We start from the raw sequence: 17,474 nt of genomic DNA on the forward strand, positions 1-17,474 counted from the left end.
TTTGCGCGCCTCAAACTCTTTCACGAAAATCCCATACGGCAAGGGGATGCGTGCCCCTGTTGCCAGGGACACGCACCTCTGCGGCCTACTTCTTGGGAGTAATTTCAGCAGGCAGATAGCGCGAAATTTCAAAGCCCGCAGCAACCTGACACATGGTCGGTTTAGTCCAGCTCTTCTTCATAACATTTCTCCTCTTCTACCAGCCCGAAGGGGCCGATCCGGTGGTTAGCCAACCATTGCAGGGCACCGAAGCAATGGCTCGTCCATCACGTTCTCAAAATGGACAAATGAACGCAAGGTTTTGAAAGACCGAAAAACAAAACTATCGAAAGTAGCTGTAGTCTTCTCTTCAATTGTTCATCGCGTAGGTTTTTCCTCCTCCTGACCCATCCCGACTATTGCGTGATCGGATTGTCGTGCTCGTCGATCAGCGGCACGTTGTAACCCAGCAGAAGCTTGGTGATCTCCGCCTGGTTTTCCCTGATCACCCGGTTGAGCGTCCGTTTCCATTCCTGGTCGGACGGACGTACGCCCATGGTGATGCGATAAGACATGCGCGAGCCGGTTTTTTCCTTCAGCAGCGGAACAATGGTGACGTCGGCTCCGAGTTCCCTGGCATAGTAACCCGCCATCGGCCCCCACAGGACCGCCGCGTCGATCTTGCCGGCGAGCATGTCCTTGATCATGACCTCCCCCATGGAAGGGGTGACGCGCGTATCCACCGCCAGCGGGTAGATCTTGGCGGTCCGCAGAAGCTTGTTGGCGGCCATGTTGGCGGTTGGCGGCGTGCTTTCGACGACGCCGATTCTCTTGCCGGAAAGTTTCGGGTCTTCGATCGTCTCGATGCCTTCCATGCCGTTGCCTTTGGGGTATACGAGCACATAGGCGGAGCGGTAGTAGGCGTTGGTGTTCTGCACCAGTTCATCGCCTTGGGCGTAGCCCATGATGATGTCGCATCGATTGGCCCCCAGCGTGTTGCGCACAAAGCCGGTGACAGTGGGAAACCACGTGTAAGCGACTGATTTCCGACCCGTCTTCTTGGCAACCAGTTCAGCCAGCTTGTTTTCGAAGCCTTGGCCGTTCTTGTCGGTAAAGGGCATGTTCGAGGGATCGGCGCAGACGCGCAGAATGTCGGGATCGACCAGTTCGCCCGCAGCGCCAAGCCCGGCATTTTGCGCCAGAACATTCGACGGCAGCAAGGCGAGCGCGCCGAGGATCGGCAGAACGACGCGCAGCTTCGATGCAGTGCAGCCGGTCATATCATCCACCCATGCAGGATGCTTCGGCATCCTTGGCTGCCTGAGCCTTGTTTTCGTGCTTGGGCGGCCTGCCGCGGGGTGCCGCGCCATCGGCGCGCGCGCGCAGATAGACATAGAGATCGTCCAGGTAACAATAGACGTTCTTGTTGTCGCCAAAGGCAGGCATGACGTTTTCCTTGCCGCCGCCGACATTCTTGCGGCCCTCGGCGACGATCGACAGGAACGTGGCGTAATCCATGTTCTTCAGGCTATTAGCCAGGGCAGGCGCATAGCTCGAACCTGTGGCGTCCTGTCCGTGACAGACATGGCAATCTGAATGATACCGGCGGTACCCGCTGAAGGTGTACCAATCGACGGTTCCGTTTTCGATCTTGTAGGTCGGATTTCCGTCCGCATCTAAATATTTGCCTCCTTCTTGCTTCACCGCCTTGGCTTTCTCCATGCTGTCTTCGGCCCGTACCAGACTTGAGCTGGCCAGAGGCAGCAGGACCAGGGCGAGAGCGGAAACTGCAATGCGAACGATCATTCAGGCTCTTCCTTCGTTTGCCAGAAACCCTGGCTGCCGTCGTGCAGCGGCATTGATCGGAGTTGGGTGCGCGGCGCAATCGAGAGCCCGGTTCCCGGCTTCGGGGTGACCCGGGCTCTCGTTATCGAACCTAGCCGTAAGGCTCTTCCCGGTTATTAGTCCGGGAGGCCGAAGACGGTGAGCTGGCCGCCCAGCGTCGTATAGTCGGCAAGTGCCGCGTAACCGCCGACGGCACCCAGACCAGCGGTTCCAACGACCGCGGTCTCGTCGCCCTGCGCACGGCCCTGATCGACGGCGCCATGCCAGGCAGCGGCGTTATCGGGCGAAAGCAGGCCACCTGCCAGACCGATACCGGCCCATCCACCGACGCCGGACAGAACGGCGACGTACTGCTTGCCGTCATGCTCATAGGTCGTGATGTTGCCGATGATGCCGGACGGGGTCTTGAACTTGTAAAGTTCCTTGCCGTCCTTATCGACCGCCTTGATGTAGCCTTCGAGGGTACCGTAGAAGACGACGTCGCCATCTGTCGCCAATGCGCCCGACCACACCGAGAACTGCTCGGGCTTCGACCAGACGATCTCACCCTTGGCTGCATCCCAGGCAATGAAGTTGCCCATGTTGCCGTCACCGCCAGGCGCCGCATACATCGACACGGTGGCGCCCACATAGGGCTGACCGGCGGTGTAGCTCACTTTGTAAGGCTCATAGTCCATGCAGACATGGTTGGTCGGCACGTAGAACAACCCGGTCTTGGGCGAGTAGGCAGCCGGCTGCTGGTCCTTGGTTCCAAGCGCGGCCGGGCAGATACCGGTCGAGTTGGTGTCTTCGCCGTTCTGCTGGGTCGAATACTTGGCGACGACCTGCGGGCGGCCATACTGGTCGCTCTTGGGATCCATGTTGACTTCCGTCGCCCAGTTCACTGCCGGATCGTATTTCTTGGCGACGAGAAGTTCGCCGGTGGCTCGATCCATTGTGTAGGCAAAGCCGTTGCGGTCGAAATGCACCAGCACGTCGTGCTTGGCGCCGTTGACCTCCATGCCATCGACGAGAATCATCTCGTTGATGCCGTCATAGTCCCACTCATCATGCGGGGTCATTTGGTAGAGCCATTTGGCAACACCGGTATCCGCATCGCGAGCCATGATTGTCATGGACCAGCGATTGTCGCCTGGGCGCTGGACCGGGTTCCAGGTCGAGGGATTGCCGGTGCCGTAATAGACCAGGTTCAGCTTGGGATCATAGGAATACCATCCCCATGTCGTGCCGCCGCCCGTCTTCCACTGTTCGCCTTCCCAGGTGTTCGTGCCGGAATCCTTTCCGACAGGCTTGCCGAGATGGGTCGTCTTCTCGGGATCGAGAAGGGTGTCTGCATCAGGACCTTCCGAATAGGCTTTCCAGGCGAGCTTGCCGTCTTTCAGATTGTAGGCGGCCAGCCAGCCGCGAACACCGAATTCAGCACCGGAGACGCCCACGAGCACCTTGTCCTTGATGACTACGGGTGCCGACGTGCCGGATTCGCCCTTTCCGCCGTCGGTCTGGTCTCCGTTCTTGACAGACCAGACGACCTTGCCGGTCTTGGCATCGAGCGCGACGACGGTGGTGTCGGCCTGGTTGAGAATGATCTTGCCGTCGCCATAGGCAACACCGCGATTGACCGTGTCGCAGCACATGATCGGAATGACGTTCGTGTCCTGCTTGGGCTCGTATTTCCACAGGATCTTGCCGTCATTCTTGAGGTCCAGAGCATAGACGTTGTTTGGGAAAGGCGTGTGGACATACATCACGTCGCCGATGACCAGCGGCCCGCCTTCGTGACCGCGCAGCACGCCGGTGGAAAAGCTCCATTTGACCTGCAGGTTCTTCACATTGTCGGCAGTGATCTGGTTGAGTTTGGAATAGCGGGTGTTGGCGTAGTCACCCGTCTGCATCGCCCAGTTCTTCGCATCCGATGCGAGCTTTGCAAGGTCTTCATTGGCCGAAGCCGTATAGGCAGCGCCGAGCGATAAAAACGCCGCGGTCGTCAGAATGTAGGTAGTTTTCGCAAGTACACGCATCCAAAATCCTCCCGGGTTCGCAGTGAAGAATCGACCGTCAAGCCCTCACAAGGGCTTGCCCAAGCAATTCATGTTGGGAAGTTATTTTCCGGCAGCTGTCACGACCTACCCCGAAGCAGAGGGCACCGTTACCGCCCGCCCCCCTTGGTCTTCGAAAGACTGCCGCCGCTCCCTGATGACGGTGGCGCTCTTGAAGCCGGAAACAGGAAAAAGCTATGTCATCGTAAAAGGCCAGGCAAGCAAAAACCTACAATGGGTCGCTGCGCTGCAATATCGATATGCTGCGATGCAATATTTAGAAACAATTAAAATAAGCGCCGCGTGAAAAACTAATAAGAGGATGACCGCCAGCCGCGATATATATAGCAAACATATTGTTCCCGTATTCTTGAGGTGATACACATTTGACTTTATTTCGATATATTCTGCGGGGCACCTACGAGTAAGTATGCGGGCGTCTCGCTGGTTGCCGATAGTGAGCGAAGCATGAAATGAACGTATGAAGGAGGGTGCGCAGCGGGTCATGAAGCGGGCTCTTGTCGGTCGATAGGGCATTCCTCCTTTGGTCCTATACGCAAGCCATGGGAGCTTGACTGGCTTTGCGGCACGTCGCCAATTGGAGCGATGATCCCGTCTGGATGCATGGTGTCCAGGCCAACTGGAGGTTCCTCATGATAAGGTCTGTTGGATCTCTCACCTTGCCGGTGGCCTTTGCGACCACGCTGGCCTTTGCGAACTCGGCCAACGCCACGGGAGACTACCCGACGGCAACGATTGCCGACTACGTGCTCGGCTGCATGCAAACAAATGGCCAGACACGTCAGGCGCTTGAAAGCTGTTCCTGCTCGATCGATGTTATCGCCTCGATCCTTCCTTACGATCACTATGAGAGGGCGGAGACCTTCAAAAGCATGTCGCTGACGACAGGGGAGGCCGCAGGGTTGTTTCGCGAAAGCGCGCCAGCGAAGGCGGCGCGCGCGGAACTGAAACGCGCGCAGGCTGAAGCCGACGTACGTTGCTTTTAGTCAGGCGGAACAGGCACGCGTGGCCGTGCGCCTCACAGTCTCGCTGTTTCTATTGGCCATTGGCTGCGAAATACCTTGCAATCCGCATTCGAGCCGTAAGGCGATCAGGCCACACCCGGAAATTTTTGCTGGAATGACCGCAAAAGGTCGCTCATCACCTGTGGATTGCGATGTTGTCGCGGCAGTCTTACGTCGAACATGCCGAGCACGTGGGCTGGGCGCTGCTCAAGCACGATGATGCGGTCCGACAGCATTAGTGCCTCGCGCAGATTGTGCGTTACCATCAAGGCGGTTGTAGGCCGCGCTGACCAGATGGTCAAAAGCAATTGCCGAAGCCGCTCGGCGGTCTGTTCGTCGAGGGAGGCAAAGGGTTCGTCCAGGAAAAGTACCGCCGGTTCGGTGGCGAAGGCCCTGGCAAGCGCTGCCCTGCGCGCAAGGCCGAGCGAAAGCTCCGCCGGATAGAGCGAGCGCATGCCGGCGAGGCCGAGAGTGTCAAACAGCTCGTCGAGACTCTTCGCTCTTAGGCTTTTCGGCAGCGCCAGCCTGACATTCTGCTCCACCGTCCGCCATGGCAGCAAAGTAGGCTCCTGGAACACGGCGGCGATGCGGTTCGAGCCGCCTTGCGGCAGTTGGAAAGAGCCGGAAAAGTCTTTGTCCAGTCCAAGCAGGATGCGCAACGTCGTGGTCTTGCCGCAGCCCGACGGCCCAAACAGGCAAGCGAATTCGCCCGGCCGGACCTCGAAGGACAGACCCTGAAGCGCCGTGATCGACACACCTTGCGCGGACCTGAAGGTCTTTTCGGCGATGTCGACCCTAAGCGGGACGGCGGCGCCAACGGGTTGCATGTCGTTCAATGGGCTGCACCAGGAGAAGTTCGATGACAAGCATCACCGCCACGAAAGCCAACGTGTAGGCAAGAATGGCGGCGACGTCGAAGAGCTGGAAATAAAGATAGATCTGGAAACCGACGCCATTGGAGCGGCCGAGCAGTTCGACCACCAGGACGATCTTCCATATGAGGGCGATGCCGGACCGCGAGGCCGCGGCAAAATAGGGCTGCAGTTGCGGCAGCAGGACATGGCGGATGCGCTCGAGTGGGGCGAAGCGGTAGACGGCGGCCATTTCGGCATAACGCGGATCAAACGCCCTGGCGCCTTCGCGCATCGTCACCACGACATTCGGGATCTTGTTCACGGCAACTGCACCAATCGCCGCCGCCTCGTTGAGGCCGAACCAGATATAGGCGAGCACGATGACCACCAGCGCGGGAATGTTGAGAAACAGGACCACCCACGGACTGAAGAACCGGTCCGCACCGCGGTAGCTCCCGAGGATGACGCCGATGACCGAGCCGATAATCATTGCGACGACGTACGCCGCAGCAACCCGTCCGAGCGTCGCGCCAAGATGATAAAAAAGATCACCGCTCGCCGCTTCCCTGAGCAGTACCTGACAGACCTGCCCTGGTGGGGGGAAAGCACGGCTTTGCCACAGATTGGCCGCGAGGCCCCACAGCAGGCAAAGTCCAATCAGGGAAACCGTTACCGTCAGCGCTGGCGTCAGCGGCGTCGCAAACTCCGATCGACCCGACTTGTCTTCCGTTGCGGTCATTTCGCGAGTTCCGGCCAGAACGTGCCGGGCGCCATCTCGGGCGCCCCGCCAACCAGCTTCTCGCCGCCTATCGCGGCCAGCACGTGATAGAGTTTGCCCGCATCGACCGCTTCTTCGGCGACCGGCCGTCTTGGGATGCCCTGGCGATAGCGGTCGCGCAGTTTTTCCAGCTCCTTGCCTTCTGCGCGAATGAGTGGCGCCAGGCGCAGCCATTCATCATCGGATCTGGCCAGCAAGTCCTTGGCCTGCTTGGATGCCTTGACGAAGCCCCGGGCGGCATCCGGATTGTCGCGCGCCCATTGGTCGTGGAAGACGTAGCCGAGTGCCGACACGGGGCCCGAGGCACCAAGCGCTTTCGTCGCGTCATCCGCACCGATCAACCGACGAAAGCCATTGGCCTCGAGCCGGGCGCAGAAATGCCAGAAATTGAGCACGGCATCGAGTTCGCCTTGCATCGCCTTTTCAGAAATCAGCGGCGGCGCGCCAAAGACGACGTCACAGGCTGTCGGCAGGTCGAGGCCGTGATCGCGTCTGGCCAGCGCCTGGACCAGTAGCCAACTCTTGTCGAGCGGGCCGCCGGCGACACCGATTTTCTTTTCCTTGAGGTCGGCGAGCGTCCGGATCGGCGATTCCTCCTTCACCATGATTGCCCCCACGGCGGTCGAATAAGGGGCCAATGTAAGGTCGCCGCCCTCGGAGCGCTGGCGCGAGACCCACAGCCAGTCGGTCACGATCATGTCGATCGCGCCGGCCAGCAGCGCGACGTTGGTCGCATCCTCCCCGGCGAAGTAGACAATTTCCAGATCGATCCTGTTGGCCTCGTCGAGCTTGTGGCGTTTCAACGTATCGAGTTCCCAGCTCACGGTGCCGAACTTCAGGACACCAATTCGGACCTTAGCGGCCGCAAAGACGGCAACCGGCTTTGAGGCGAGGATGGCCCCCAGAGCCGCCAAGCGCAGCGTCGTGCGCCGCGAAATCATCATGGCGTCTCCTCTTTCAGGGTCGTCGACGAACCAGGAATGTCGATCAAATCGCTCGTTCCTTGCTCGGAACGGCACATTTCCAGCGCACGACCTTGAGACTCGGATGTTCCTGAGACCATTTTGCGATCTCGGCGGGCGCCAGGAACATGCATTGGAACAGAGAGCCGCGGCTCTCGAAATAGAGATGTTCATCTCGGCAATTGCCCGGATTGGCGCTAAGGCACACCGTTAATATGAGATCGACCATGTCCATTTGGCACTTATCATCGCCTGCGCGGCGAACTCTCCAGAGTTCGTGCTTTGGAGTTGCGCGGATTCCTGAAGGTGCCCAAACAGCAAACCGGTTGGAGTGAGGCTACGCGTTCGGCCAACAGGCGTCAATGATGTGGACCGCGTGTCGCTACACACTTCTCTTCGCGCAGTCGGGAAACGAAACAGGACCTTTGTACGATTGACTTCCCTCATCGGCAGTCTAGCTTTTCGAGGTGTGCAGGTGCTGCCAGTCCGGGGAGGAAGGACGAATGGTTCGCTCTCCCGCTTTAAAACGAATGCCGGCGATCAAGGCATCGACACGCGTAAAGTGTCCCGGGCACTCACACGATCAATGAGGAAATGCCATGCGCGCAGTCGCTTTTTTCGCCGCCGTGTCCGTCGCCACCTTTGTCACGACCCAGTCTCAGGCACAGGATGCCGCGGCGGGTGAGAAGGTCTTCGCCAAATGCAAGGTCTGCCACGTCGCAGACAAGGACCAGAACAAGGTCGGCCCGTCCTTGAACGGCGTCATCGGCCGAACGGCCGGGACGCATCCGGGGTTCAGCTATTCCAAGGCCATGGCCGAGGCCGGCAAATCCGGCGTTAAATGGGATGAGGCCACGCTGACGACCTACCTTCGCGATCCCAGGGCGATGGTCAAAGGAACCAAGATGGCGTTTGTCGGCCTCAAGAAAGACGAGGACATCGCCAACGTCATTGCTTATCTGAAACAATTCTCAAAATAACGCGGTACTGCCGGCCGTTGGACTGCGCTCGGCGTTGGCTCGGCTTTGCGCATGGGGTCACGCAGCGTCTTGCAGCCTCTGCATCGCGGACGGCAGATCGAACAGGCTGTCGCAAACGAGGTCGGCGCCAAGCTCTTCAACGGGAATTTGGCTGTATCCGCCACGCAGCAGAATGACTGCCATGCCGGCGGCGCGGGCGGCGGCCACGTCGGCGCTGCTGTCTCCGACCATCAGCGTGTCACGAGGTTCGACCTGAAGCAGGTCGAGCGCCAGCAACAGCGCGTCTGGCGCCGGTTTCAATGATGTCACCGCGTCTCCGCCGACGATCGCGCCGAGATATTCCGTCAGCCGAAAATGCAGCAGGATTTCGCGCGCCGCCAACTGCGGCTTGTTGGTCACCACGGCCATGGCTATTCCGCTCAAATGCAAGTGCGTGAGAACCTCCCTGACGCCAGGCATCAGCCTCGTGCGGCCGGTCAGATGCCTGCGATAGATCGGCGCCATGACGCGGTTGGCCTCATCGAGCGCGCTGCCGAGGAGCGGCGTGCCGGGAGCCGCGAAGGCGCGTTCGACCAGTTTCCTGATGCCGCCGCCGATCATGGCCTTGACCTGATCCAGCCGCAGCGGCGGCAGATCGTGGCCGGCCAGCAATTCGTTGACGGCGGCCGCTATATCAGGTGCCGAATCGACCAGTGTGCCGTCGAGGTCGAACAGGATCGCCTTGGGCGAGCGAAACGGCCTGCCTGCGCCGACGTTCATGCAGCATCCTTCCACTTGATCGAACAGCCGATCGAAGCGATCTGGTCAAGCGGTCCGTCGCCGGTTCGGGCAACCTGCTTCATCGCCTCGAACAGGTCGCGTCTCAGTCCGGGCGGCCCGGCGTCGCGTCGGGACGCGTCCAGCCGGCCGCGGTATTGCAGCGTCAGCTCGCTGTTGAGCCCGAAGAAATCCGGGGTGCAAACGGCTCCATAGGCACGCGCTACCGTCTGGCGCTCGTCGTGGAGGTAGGGGAAAGTGAAGCCGTTCGTCCTGGCGAAAAGCTTCATGTTGTCGAAGGAATCATCCGGGTAGGCGTCGGCATCGTTGGAGTTGATCGCGACAAAGCCGATGCCTTCGGTCTTGAGGTCGTTGGCATCGCGCACGATGCGTGAAATCACCGCCTTCACATAGGGGCAGTGATTGCAGATGAAGGCCACCACCAGCCCGTTCGGACCGGCGTGGCTGAAGATCGAATGCGATTTGCCGTCGACGCCGGGCAAAACGGCATCGATGGCTTGCCAGCCGAAGTCGCAGACAGGTGGGATTGCCGCCAAGATTTCCTCCGATGAAAATGCTTGCCGATGAAGCGGTTTACGCGGCTTTCCGGATCGCCCCGTCGGCCGCCTGTCTGATGGCGCCGATATTGGCGCGATAGGCCGCCTCGGTGCCACCCCTAAAGATGGCCGAGCCGGCGACCAGCACATTGGCGCCGGCCGCGGTGACCAACGGAGCGGTCTCGGGCGTGACGCCGCCGTCGATCTCGATGTCGATCGGGCGGTTGCCGATCAGCGCCTTGACCCGCCTGACCTTGTCGACGACCGCCGGAATGAAAGCCTGGCCGCCGAAGCCTGGGTTGACCGTCATCAGAAGCACAAGATCGAGCCGGTCGAGCACATACTCGATGACGCTTTCCGGCGTCGACGGGTTCAGCGACACGCCGGCTTTCTTGCCGAGATTCTTGATTGCCTGCAGCGATCGGTCGAGATGCGGCCCGGCCTCGGCATGCACCGTAATGATGTCGCAGCCGGCATCGGCGAAGGCGCCGAGATAGGCGTCGGCCGGCGCGATCATCAGGTGGCAGTCGAAGACCTTGTCCGTTCGATTACGGATCGCCTTGATCACCGGCGGACCGAAGGTGATGTTGGGCACGAAATGGCCATCCATCACATCGAGATGGATCCAATCGGCACCCGCCCGGACGACCGCTTCGACCTCGTCGCCGAGCCGCGAGAAGTCCGCGGAAAGCACCGAGGGCGCGATGATTGTTTTGGTATCCATGGTCGTCGGCTCCCATTCTGTCGTCCGTTTTTTCCGGTCGCTGCACACCAACCGTTGTCATCTTGTCAGCGCGCCTTCGTCTCCGGTTCGCCTTCGAGCTTACCTTCCGCGAACACGCGGCTGCCGCGAATATCGGATTCCTCGATGGTGATAAGATCGATTTTCGTCAACGCCCGGTCGCGCGATGCGAAAAGCCGGCTGGCCTGGCGAAGCCGCGCCCGGTCGAGGCTATTGCGAACGGAGCGGGCGTTGGAGAAATGCGGCAGCCGCATGCGGATCGGGAGATACTCTTCGAGCGCCTTGGCCGCCGCTTCGCTGAGACGGTAATTCTGTTCCGCCAGCATGATCTCGGCGATTGATTTGAGTTCGCTGACGCCGTAGTCCGGAAAATCGAGGTGATGGGCGATGCGCGAGCGCATGCCGGGATTGCTGTCGAAGAAGCGGTCCATCTTGTCCTTGTAGCCGGCAAGAATCACAACCAGATCGTCACGGTTGTTTTCCATGCATTGCAGCAGGATTTCGATCGATTCCTGGCCGTAGTCGCGTTCGTTGTCGGGCTTGTAGAGATAGTAGGCCTCGTCGATGAAAAGCACCCCGCCCATGGCGCGCTTGATCACTTCGCGGGTTTTGGGCGCGGTGTGGCCCACATACTGGCCGACGAGATCGTCGCGCGTCACCGTGACCATGTGCCCTTCGCGGACATAGCCAAGACGATGCAGGATTTCGGCCATTCTGAGCGCCACGGTGGTCTTTCCGGTACCGGGATTTCCCGTAAAGTTCATGTGCAGCGTTGGTGCGCCAGAGATCAGCCCGAACTTGCGGCGAAGCCGGTCGACTAGGAGCAGCGCGGCGATCTCGCGGATGCGGTTCTTGATGGGCTTCAGGCCGACGAGTTCGCGGTCGAGCTTGTCCATCACCTCGTCGATGTTGGACGCCTCGAACTCGGCCTGTAGATCAACCGATTCGCCCTGCGCGGCAGCGCTCTTTGCTATCGCGTCCAGCATGGTTCGCCTAGCTCCGTTCGCCTTCGGGCCTGTCGGTCGCATAAGGCACGATCGAATAACCCTGACTGCGGCCGTCACGCTCTTGGCGCAGCAGCCGGAACCCAGGTTCATTGGGTGGCCGGTTGACGATGAATGACATGCGCGGTGCTTCCCAGCCCTTGGTCGAATCGAAGGCGGTGACCCGGACATACATGTTGGGCATAGCTTTCCGGCAATTGTTGACTTCAAGCAGGATGCCCGCCGGGTCCCTCAGGTCGAACATCGGGTTGCCGTACATTTCCCAATAGGTGTTTCGCGGATGTGGATCGTCCGTGTACTCGACGCTGACCGCCCAGTGGTTTTTCAGTGCGTATTTGATCTGCGCCGAAATCTGCTCATCGGTTAGCTCGGGCAAGAACGAAAACTGTCCCTGCGTGACCTTGTTTCCGGGATTGGTCATCATGGCGACGGTTCCTTTCGTCTAGAAGCTCGGCGTTGCGGTTGGCACAAAGTCGGCCGTGTCGGTCGATTCGTAGTTGAAGGTGACGTCCTTCCACGTCTCCAGGGCCGCCTTGAGCGGCGTGCACCATCTGGCCGCCTGTTCGAGGATTTTGGTCCCTTCGCGCAGATAGTCGCGGCCCTCGTTGCGGGCGAGGATCATCGCCTCCAACGCGACGCGATTGGCCGTCGCGCCGGCCTGGATGCCGTCCGGATGGCCGATCGTGCCGCCGCCGAACTGCAGGATGACGTCCTCGCCGAGATAATGGATCAACTGGTGCATCTGGCCGGCATGGATGCCACCGGAGGCGACGGGCATCACCTTGTTGAGCGAGGCCCAGTCCTGATCGAAGAACAGCCCGGTTTCGAGGTTCTGCGGCGTGCGCTCCTCGCGCAGCGTGTCATAAAACCCCTTGATCATAAGCGGGTCGCCTTCCAGCTTGCCGACCACCGTGCCGGCATGGATGTGATCGACGCCGGCCATCCGCATCCATTTGCAGATGACGCGAAAATTCATGCCGTGGTTCTTCTGGCGCGAATAGGTCGAGTTGCCGGCCCGGTGGAGGTGCAGGATCATGTCGTTGCGACGTGCCCACTTGGCCATCGACTGGATCGCCGTGTAGCCAATGACGAGGTCGATCATGACGATGCAGGAGCCAAGCTGTTTTGCAAATTCGGCGCGCTCGTACATGTCCTCCATCGTGCCGGCGGTGACGTTGAGATAATGGCCCTTGACTTCGCCGGTGGCGGCCGACGCTTTGTTCACTGCCTCCATGCAGTAGAGGAAACGGTCGCGCCAATGCATGAAGGGCTGTGAGTTGATGTTCTCGTCGTCCTTGACGAAGTCGAGGCCACCCTTCAGCGCCTCGTAGACGACGCGGCCGTAGTTGCGGCCGGACAGGCCAAGCTTCGGCTTCGTCGTCGCGCCGAGCAGCGGCCGGCCGAACTTGTCGAGCCGCTCGCGTTCCACCACGATGCCGGTCGCCGGGCCCTGGAAGGTCTTGAGGTAAGCCACCGGGACGCGCATGTCCTCGAGCCGCAAGGCCTTGACGGCCTTGAAGCCGAACACGTTGCCGATGATCGATGCAGTCAGGTTGGCGATGGAGCCGGGCTCGAACAGGTCGAGGTCGTAGGCGATATAGGCGAAGTACTGTTGCTCGATCCTGGTGCCTGGACCTGTGTTCGGCACCGGCTCGGATTTGAATGCCTTGGCGCGGTAGAGCTCGCAGGCGGTCAGCCTGTCGGTCCACACCACGGTCCATGTCGCGGTAGAGGATTCACCGGCGATGGCGGCGGCCGCCTCCTCGTGGTCGACGCCGGGCTGCGGCGTGATCCGAAACATGGCGATCAGGTCGGTCTCCTTGGGCCGGTAGTCCGGCTCCCAGTAGCCCATCTTCTTGTAGGGGATGACGCCCGACCTGTAGCGTTCCTTGCCTTCCTTGAGCGTGCCTGCTGAGGGCATGTCGATCTTGTTCATGGCAGGTCTCCTGTTTGCCGCTCAGGCGGCTTTCGCGGTTGCGATTTGGGGGTCGAGCTTTCCTGCGGCGTAACGTTTCGCCATCTCATCCATGGCGATCACCCTGATCCTCGACGCGTGGCCTGCGGTGCCGAAGCGTTCGAAGCGATCGCGGCAAAGGTCGCGCAGGGCGTCCATGGCGGGTTTCAGGAATTTACGCGGATCGAATTCGCGCGGGTCCTCCGTCGCAACGCGCCGGAACTGCCCGGCCATGGCCATTCGGCAATCGGTGTCGATGTTGACCTTGCGCACGCCGTAGCGGATGCCGCGCTCGATTTCCTCGACCGGGACGCCAAAGGTCTGGGGCATCTCGCCGCCATAGTTGTTGATGATGTCCTGCAGTTCCTGCGGCACGGAGGAAGACCCGTGCATGACCAGATGCGTGTTGGGCAGCTTTTCGTGAATCGCCTCGATCACCTGCATGGCCAGGATACCGCCGTCAGGCTTGCGGCTGAATTTATAGGCGCCGTGCGAGGTACCGCAGGCGATCGCCAGCGCGTCGACCCGGGTGGCGGTCACGAAGTCGACCGCCTGATCGGGATCGGTCAAAAGCTGGTCATGGGAAAGCGCACCTTCGGCGCCGTGCCCGTCCTCGGCCTCGCCCTGGCCGGTTTCCAGCGAGCCGAGCACGCCGAGCTCGCCTTCGACCGAAGCGCCGACCCAATGCGCCATGCGTGCGACACGTTCGGTGATGGCGACGTTGTAATCGTAGCTCGCCGGCGTCTTGGCGTCCGCCATCAATGACCCGTCCATCATCACCGAGGTGAAGCCGTGGCGGATCGCCGACAGGCAGGTGGCCTCGTTGTTGCCGTGATCCTGATGGATGCAGAGCGGAATGGCCGGATGGATTTCGGTCAACGCCTCCATCATCTTGGCCAGCATGATGTCATTGGCATAGGAACGGGCGCCGCGCGAGGCCTGGATGATGACCGGCGCATCGCAGACCCTGGCGGCCTCCATGATGGCGAGGCCCTGTTCCATGTTGTTGATGTTGAATGCCGGCACTCCGTAGCCGTGCTCGGCGGCATGGTCGAGAAGCTGGCGAAGGGTGATGCGGGCCATTGTCGGTTTCTCCTAAATGGTGAGCTTCAGCGCCGCTGCCGCGACGGCTTCGGGCGTGATGTCGAAATGCCGGTAGAGATCCGGGGCAGGGGCGCTGGCGCCGAAACCAGCCATGCCGACGAAAGCGCCGGTGTCGCCGATCCAGCGGTCCCAGCCGAGCCGTGCTGCGGCTTCGATGGCGATGCGCGGCGCCAGGCCGAGGACGGCCTTGCGGAAGTCCGCATCCTGTTCCTCGAAAAGCTCCCAGCACGGCATCGAAACAACCGCGGCGGCGACGCCGTGCTCGGTCTCCAGCCGTAGGGCGGCGGCAGCCGCGATTTCGACCTCCGAGCCGGTGGCGATCAGCGTCACCGCGCGGTGCCCGGCTGGCTCGCGCAGGATGTAGGCGCCCCGGCTCGACCGGTTCTCGTCGCTGTGTGGCTCGCCTCTAGGTGCTTGGCGCAGCATCGGCAGGTTCTGGCGCGAGAGCACCAGCACGCTCGGCCGCTTCTCGCTTCTCAGTGCCAGTTCCCAGCATTCCGCCGTTTCGATGATGTCGGCCGGACGGAAGACGTTGAGGTTTGGCGTCGCCCGCAGCATCGCCAGGTGCTCGACCGGCTGGTGGGTCGGGCCGTCCTCGCCGAGACCAATGGAATCATGCGTCATCACATAGATGACGCGCTGGCCCATGAGCGCCGAGAGCCGCATCGCGCCGCGCGCGTAGTCGGCGAAGCACAGGAACGTGCCGCCATAAGGCACGAAGCCGCCATGCAGTGCGATGCCGTTCATGGCTGCGGCCATGCCGTGCTCGCGGATTCCATAGTGGATGTAGCGGCCGGCGTAGTCGCCCGGCGCGATGCGGTTCATACCCTTGGTGATCGTCAGGTTCGAATGCGTCAGATCGGCGGAGCCGCCGACGGTCAGTTCGGTTGCGCCATTGATCGCAGCGAGTGCCATTTCCGAGGCTTTTCGCGTTGCAACCTTGGTCGCCTTCCCGACATGCTCTTTGCGGAAAGCGCCGAGTGCTTCGAAGACCGCCTCGGGCAGGGCGCCGGCGACCGCGCTCTCGAAGGCCTGCCGCCGTGGTGAGGCGGCAAGCCGCTGCTCCCAGGCGCGGCGTGCCGCTTGACCGCGGCCGGCAATCTCGCGCCAGGCGAAAAGGATATCGTCCGGCACCTCGAACGGCGCGAAGGCCCAGCCGATGTTTTCGCGCGTCGCGGCGATCTCCGCATCGCCCAGCGGCGCGCCATGCGTCTTTTCCGAACCACCCAGATTGGGCGCTCCCTTGCCGATCACCGTGCGGCAGGCGATCAGAGACGGCTGGTCCGATTGCTGCGCCGCTTCGATTGCCGCCGCAACGTTTTCGGTGTCGTGGCCGTTCACCGACTGGACATGCCATCCAGCGGCTTTGAACCGCTCCGGCTGGTCCATCGATGTCGACAGAGAAGTGGGCCCGTCGATCGAGATCGCATTGTCGTCCCAAAAGACGATCAGCCGGGAGAGCTTCAGGTGACCGGCAAGATCGATCGCCTCGTGGCTGATGCCTTCCTGCAGGCAGCCGTCGCCGGCGATCGCGTAGGTGAAATGGTCGACGAGATCGGCGCCGTGGCGGGCCGCAAGCATGCGCTCCGCCAGCGCCATGCCGACAGCGGTCGAAATGCCTTGTCCAAGCGGGCCGGTCGTCGTCTCGATGCCAAGCGCATGGCCATATTCCGGATGTCCGGCGGTTCGGCTGCCCAGCTGGCGAAACCGCTGCAATTCTTCGATAGGCATGTCTTCAAAGCCTAGCAGGTAATGCAGCGCATACTGCAGCATCGAGCCGTGCCCGGCTGAGAGCACGAAGCGGTCACGATCGGGCCAGTTGGGCGCCGACGGATCGATATTGATGAAGCGGCTGAACAGCACCGTCGCGACATCGGCCATGCCCATCGGCATGCCCGGATGACCGGAATTGGCCTTTTGGACGCTGTCCATCGCCAGTGCGCGAATGGCGTTGGCCATGTCGCGCTCCGAGACGGCGGCGACGGGCTTCAGTGCTGCTGCCTGGCTGTTCATGGCGTCCTCCTCACGACACACGGTTCTTGCGTTCGATCAATTGCAGGATGAGCGGCGTCAGGATCAGCTGCATGGCAAGGTCGAGCTTGTTGCCGGGCACCACTATGGAATTCGGCCGCGACATGAACGAGTCGTGGATCATCGAAAGCAGGTACGGGAAATCGATGCCGCGGGGATTGGCGAAGCGGATAACCAGCATCGATTCGTCGGGCGTCGGAATCCAGCGCGCGATGAATGGATTGGACGTGTCGACGATCGGCACGCGCTGGAAGTTGATGGCGGTCTGCGAAAACTGCGGGACGATGTAGCGGACATAGTCCGGCATACGGCGCAGGATCACGTCCATCACCGCCTCGGTGGAATAGCCGCGCGTTGCCCGGTCGCGATGGATCTTCTGGATCCATTCGAGATTTATGACCGGCACCACGCCGATCTTGAGATCCGCGTGCCTGGCCAGGTTGATCTTGTCGGTGACGACGCAGCCATGCAGGCCCTCGTAGAAGAGCAGGTCGCTCGGCGGAAATTCGCGCCATTCGGTGAAATGTCCCGGCGGCGTGCCGTACTGCTTCTCCTCGTCCTCATCATGGATGTATGTGCGGGTCTTTCCGGTTCCGCGGCGGCCATATTCCTCGAATACCTCTTCGAGGATTGCCAGTTCATTGGCCTCGGCATGGAAGTGGGTGAAGTTCGGATTGCCCGCCTTTTCCTCCTCGGCCACCTTCGCCTTCATCGTGGCGCGGTCGTAGCGATGGAAAGCATCGCCTTCGATGAAGGCGGCGCCAATGTTCTCGCGCCGGAAGATCAGTTCGAAGATGCGCTTGACAGAGGTGGTGCCTGCGCCCGACGACCCGGTGATGGTAATGATGGGGTGCTTTGCCGACATGG

At 61.0% G+C, this 17,474-nt stretch carries 20 protein-coding genes; 3 read left to right on the top strand and 17 right to left on the bottom strand.

Features of this window, described 5'->3' with window-relative positions; genetic code table 11:
- Window positions 1–85: 85 nt before the first annotated feature.
- The 4 genes from NKI16_RS25805 to NKI16_RS25820 all read right to left on the bottom strand — a co-directional run bounded on the left by NKI16_RS25805 (window position 86) and on the right by NKI16_RS25820 (window position 3,716).
- Window positions 86–181 (bottom strand): pyrroloquinoline quinone precursor peptide PqqA, encoded by a 96-nt coding sequence (locus NKI16_RS25805; RefSeq protein WP_101918690.1) that lies wholly within the window; start codon window positions 179–181, stop codon window positions 86–88.
- Between the two features lie 214 nt (window positions 182–395).
- Complete coding sequence (locus NKI16_RS25810; protein WP_352450664.1) at window positions 396–1,259, bottom strand: substrate-binding domain-containing protein; 864 nt, start codon at window positions 1,257–1,259, stop codon at window positions 396–398.
- Window position 1,260: 1 nt separating this feature from the next.
- Window positions 1,261–1,785: a c-type cytochrome, methanol metabolism-related gene (locus tag NKI16_RS25815; RefSeq protein ID WP_023678824.1), complete on the bottom strand. Its 525-nt coding sequence runs from the start codon at window positions 1,783–1,785 to the stop codon at window positions 1,261–1,263.
- Window positions 1,786–1,940: 155 nt separating this feature from the next.
- Complete coding sequence (locus NKI16_RS25820) at window positions 1,941–3,716, bottom strand: methanol/ethanol family PQQ-dependent dehydrogenase (RefSeq protein WP_502894471.1); 1,776 nt, start codon at window positions 3,714–3,716, stop codon at window positions 1,941–1,943.
- A 181-nt stretch (window positions 3,717–3,897) separates the two neighbouring features.
- Between NKI16_RS25820 and NKI16_RS25825 the strand changes: the two genes are divergently transcribed.
- Window positions 3,898–4,167: a hypothetical protein gene (locus tag NKI16_RS25825; RefSeq protein ID WP_352756975.1), complete on the top strand. Its 270-nt coding sequence runs from the start codon at window positions 3,898–3,900 to the stop codon at window positions 4,165–4,167.
- 346 nt (window positions 4,168–4,513) lie between these two features.
- On the top strand, window positions 4,514–4,867 hold the full coding sequence (locus NKI16_RS25830) for a hypothetical protein (RefSeq protein ID WP_502897625.1): 354 nt from the start codon (window positions 4,514–4,516) through the stop codon (window positions 4,865–4,867).
- A 104-nt stretch (window positions 4,868–4,971) separates the two neighbouring features.
- On the opposite strand, the gene NKI16_RS25835 is transcribed toward NKI16_RS25830, so the two are convergent.
- The 4 genes from NKI16_RS25835 to NKI16_RS25850 are packed head-to-tail and all read right to left on the bottom strand — an operon-like array spanning window position 4,972 to window position 7,714.
- Complete coding sequence (locus NKI16_RS25835; protein ID WP_352757009.1) at window positions 4,972–5,712, bottom strand: ABC transporter ATP-binding protein; 741 nt, start codon at window positions 5,710–5,712, stop codon at window positions 4,972–4,974.
- Window positions 5,681–6,478 carry an ABC transporter permease gene (locus NKI16_RS25840; protein ID WP_352756978.1) on the bottom strand — a complete coding sequence of 266 codons (798 nt, stop codon included), beginning with the start codon at window positions 6,476–6,478 and terminating at the stop codon, window positions 5,681–5,683. Before NKI16_RS25840 ends, NKI16_RS25835 begins: the two co-directional genes overlap by 32 nt.
- Window positions 6,475–7,461: an ABC transporter substrate-binding protein gene (locus NKI16_RS25845; protein WP_352923860.1), complete on the bottom strand. Its 987-nt coding sequence runs from the start codon at window positions 7,459–7,461 to the stop codon at window positions 6,475–6,477. Before NKI16_RS25845 ends, NKI16_RS25840 begins: the two co-directional genes overlap by 4 nt.
- Window positions 7,462–7,504: 43 nt before the next feature.
- Window positions 7,505–7,714, bottom strand: a complete 210-nt coding sequence (locus NKI16_RS25850; protein WP_023678830.1) for a hypothetical protein — start codon at window positions 7,712–7,714, stop codon at window positions 7,505–7,507.
- Window positions 7,715–8,078: 364 nt separating this feature from the next.
- Between NKI16_RS25850 and NKI16_RS25855 the strand changes: the two genes are divergently transcribed.
- Window positions 8,079–8,459, top strand: a complete 381-nt coding sequence (locus tag NKI16_RS25855; RefSeq protein WP_352756982.1) for a c-type cytochrome — start codon at window positions 8,079–8,081, stop codon at window positions 8,457–8,459.
- A gap of 57 nt (window positions 8,460–8,516) precedes the next feature.
- On the opposite strand, the gene gph is transcribed toward NKI16_RS25855, so the two are convergent.
- The 9 genes from gph to NKI16_RS25900 form a co-directional block, all read right to left on the bottom strand.
- The gene (gene gph / locus NKI16_RS25860; protein WP_352756984.1) at window positions 8,517–9,218 is read right to left on the bottom strand and encodes a phosphoglycolate phosphatase; all 702 of its coding nucleotides are present in this window, start codon (window positions 9,216–9,218) and stop codon (window positions 8,517–8,519) included.
- A complete protein-coding gene (locus NKI16_RS25865; protein WP_352756986.1) occupies window positions 9,215–9,772 on the bottom strand; it encodes a thioredoxin family protein in 558 nt (185 codons plus the stop codon). Before NKI16_RS25865 ends, gph begins: the two co-directional genes overlap by 4 nt.
- Before the next feature lie 37 nt (window positions 9,773–9,809).
- On the bottom strand, window positions 9,810–10,496 hold the full coding sequence (gene rpe / locus NKI16_RS25870) for a ribulose-phosphate 3-epimerase (RefSeq protein WP_352756988.1): 687 nt from the start codon (window positions 10,494–10,496) through the stop codon (window positions 9,810–9,812).
- A gap of 65 nt (window positions 10,497–10,561) precedes the next feature.
- The gene (gene cbbX, locus NKI16_RS25875) at window positions 10,562–11,500 is read right to left on the bottom strand and encodes a CbbX protein (protein WP_352756990.1); all 939 of its coding nucleotides are present in this window, start codon (window positions 11,498–11,500) and stop codon (window positions 10,562–10,564) included.
- A gap of 7 nt (window positions 11,501–11,507) precedes the next feature.
- Complete coding sequence (locus NKI16_RS25880; protein ID WP_023678835.1) at window positions 11,508–11,942, bottom strand: ribulose bisphosphate carboxylase small subunit; 435 nt, start codon at window positions 11,940–11,942, stop codon at window positions 11,508–11,510.
- Between the two features lie 18 nt (window positions 11,943–11,960).
- Window positions 11,961–13,454 (bottom strand): ribulose-bisphosphate carboxylase large subunit, encoded by a 1,494-nt coding sequence (locus NKI16_RS25885; RefSeq protein WP_502897624.1) that lies wholly within the window; start codon window positions 13,452–13,454, stop codon window positions 11,961–11,963.
- A 21-nt stretch (window positions 13,455–13,475) separates the two neighbouring features.
- Complete coding sequence (fba, locus tag NKI16_RS25890) at window positions 13,476–14,555, bottom strand: class II fructose-bisphosphate aldolase (RefSeq protein WP_352756992.1); 1,080 nt, start codon at window positions 14,553–14,555, stop codon at window positions 13,476–13,478.
- Window positions 14,556–14,567: 12 nt separating this feature from the next.
- Complete coding sequence (gene tkt / locus NKI16_RS25895) at window positions 14,568–16,589, bottom strand: transketolase (protein ID WP_352756994.1); 2,022 nt, start codon at window positions 16,587–16,589, stop codon at window positions 14,568–14,570.
- A gap of 10 nt (window positions 16,590–16,599) precedes the next feature.
- Window positions 16,600–17,472: a phosphoribulokinase gene (locus tag NKI16_RS25900; protein WP_023678839.1), complete on the bottom strand. Its 873-nt coding sequence runs from the start codon at window positions 17,470–17,472 to the stop codon at window positions 16,600–16,602.
- Window positions 17,473–17,474: the final 2 nt, after the last annotated feature.

Origin of the sequence: Mesorhizobium sp. M0698, from assembly GCF_040320455.1 — a bacterium.
Lineage (GTDB): Bacteria > Pseudomonadota > Alphaproteobacteria > Rhizobiales > Rhizobiaceae > Mesorhizobium.

What these genes read in the sequence shown, in the direction of transcription:
- NKI16_RS25820 (WP_502894471.1), bottom strand. Translation starts at nt 3,716, where the DNA reads ATGCAGACGGGTGACTACGCCAACACCCGCTATTCCAAACTCAACCAG.
- NKI16_RS25830 (WP_502897625.1), top strand. Translation starts at nt 4,514, where the DNA reads ATGATAAGGTCTGTTGGATCTCTCACCTTGCCGGTGGCCTTTGCGACC.
- NKI16_RS25880 (WP_023678835.1), bottom strand. Translation starts at nt 11,942, where the DNA reads ATGATGACCAATCCCGGAAACAAGGTCACGCAGGGACAGTTTTCGTTC.
- NKI16_RS25885 (WP_502897624.1), bottom strand. Translation starts at nt 13,454, where the DNA reads ATGAACAAGATCGACATGCCCTCAGCAGGCACGCTCAAGGAAGGCAAG.
- NKI16_RS25835 (WP_352757009.1), bottom strand. Translation starts at nt 5,712, where the DNA reads ATGCAACCCGTTGGCGCCGCCGTCCCGCTTAGGGTCGACATCGCCGAA.
- NKI16_RS25850 (WP_023678830.1), bottom strand. Translation starts at nt 7,714, where the DNA reads ATGGACATGGTCGATCTCATATTAACGGTGTGCCTTAGCGCCAATCCG.
- NKI16_RS25900 (WP_023678839.1), bottom strand. Translation starts at nt 17,472, where the DNA reads ATGTCGGCAAAGCACCCCATCATTACCATCACCGGGTCGTCGGGCGCA.
- cbbX (WP_352756990.1), bottom strand. Translation starts at nt 11,500, where the DNA reads ATGCTGGACGCGATAGCAAAGAGCGCTGCCGCGCAGGGCGAATCGGTT.
- NKI16_RS25840 (WP_352756978.1), bottom strand. Translation starts at nt 6,478, where the DNA reads ATGACCGCAACGGAAGACAAGTCGGGTCGATCGGAGTTTGCGACGCCG.
- NKI16_RS25845 (WP_352923860.1), bottom strand. Translation starts at nt 7,461, where the DNA reads ATGATGATTTCGCGGCGCACGACGCTGCGCTTGGCGGCTCTGGGGGCC.
- rpe (WP_352756988.1), bottom strand. Translation starts at nt 10,496, where the DNA reads ATGGATACCAAAACAATCATCGCGCCCTCGGTGCTTTCCGCGGACTTC.
- NKI16_RS25805 (WP_101918690.1), bottom strand. Translation starts at nt 181, where the DNA reads ATGAAGAAGAGCTGGACTAAACCGACCATGTGTCAGGTTGCTGCGGGC.
- fba (WP_352756992.1), bottom strand. Translation starts at nt 14,555, where the DNA reads ATGGCCCGCATCACCCTTCGCCAGCTTCTCGACCATGCCGCCGAGCAC.
- tkt (WP_352756994.1), bottom strand. Translation starts at nt 16,589, where the DNA reads ATGAACAGCCAGGCAGCAGCACTGAAGCCCGTCGCCGCCGTCTCGGAG.
- gph (WP_352756984.1), bottom strand. Translation starts at nt 9,218, where the DNA reads ATGAACGTCGGCGCAGGCAGGCCGTTTCGCTCGCCCAAGGCGATCCTG.
- NKI16_RS25810 (WP_352450664.1), bottom strand. Translation starts at nt 1,259, where the DNA reads ATGACCGGCTGCACTGCATCGAAGCTGCGCGTCGTTCTGCCGATCCTC.
- NKI16_RS25855 (WP_352756982.1), top strand. Translation starts at nt 8,079, where the DNA reads ATGCGCGCAGTCGCTTTTTTCGCCGCCGTGTCCGTCGCCACCTTTGTC.
- NKI16_RS25815 (WP_023678824.1), bottom strand. Translation starts at nt 1,785, where the DNA reads ATGATCGTTCGCATTGCAGTTTCCGCTCTCGCCCTGGTCCTGCTGCCT.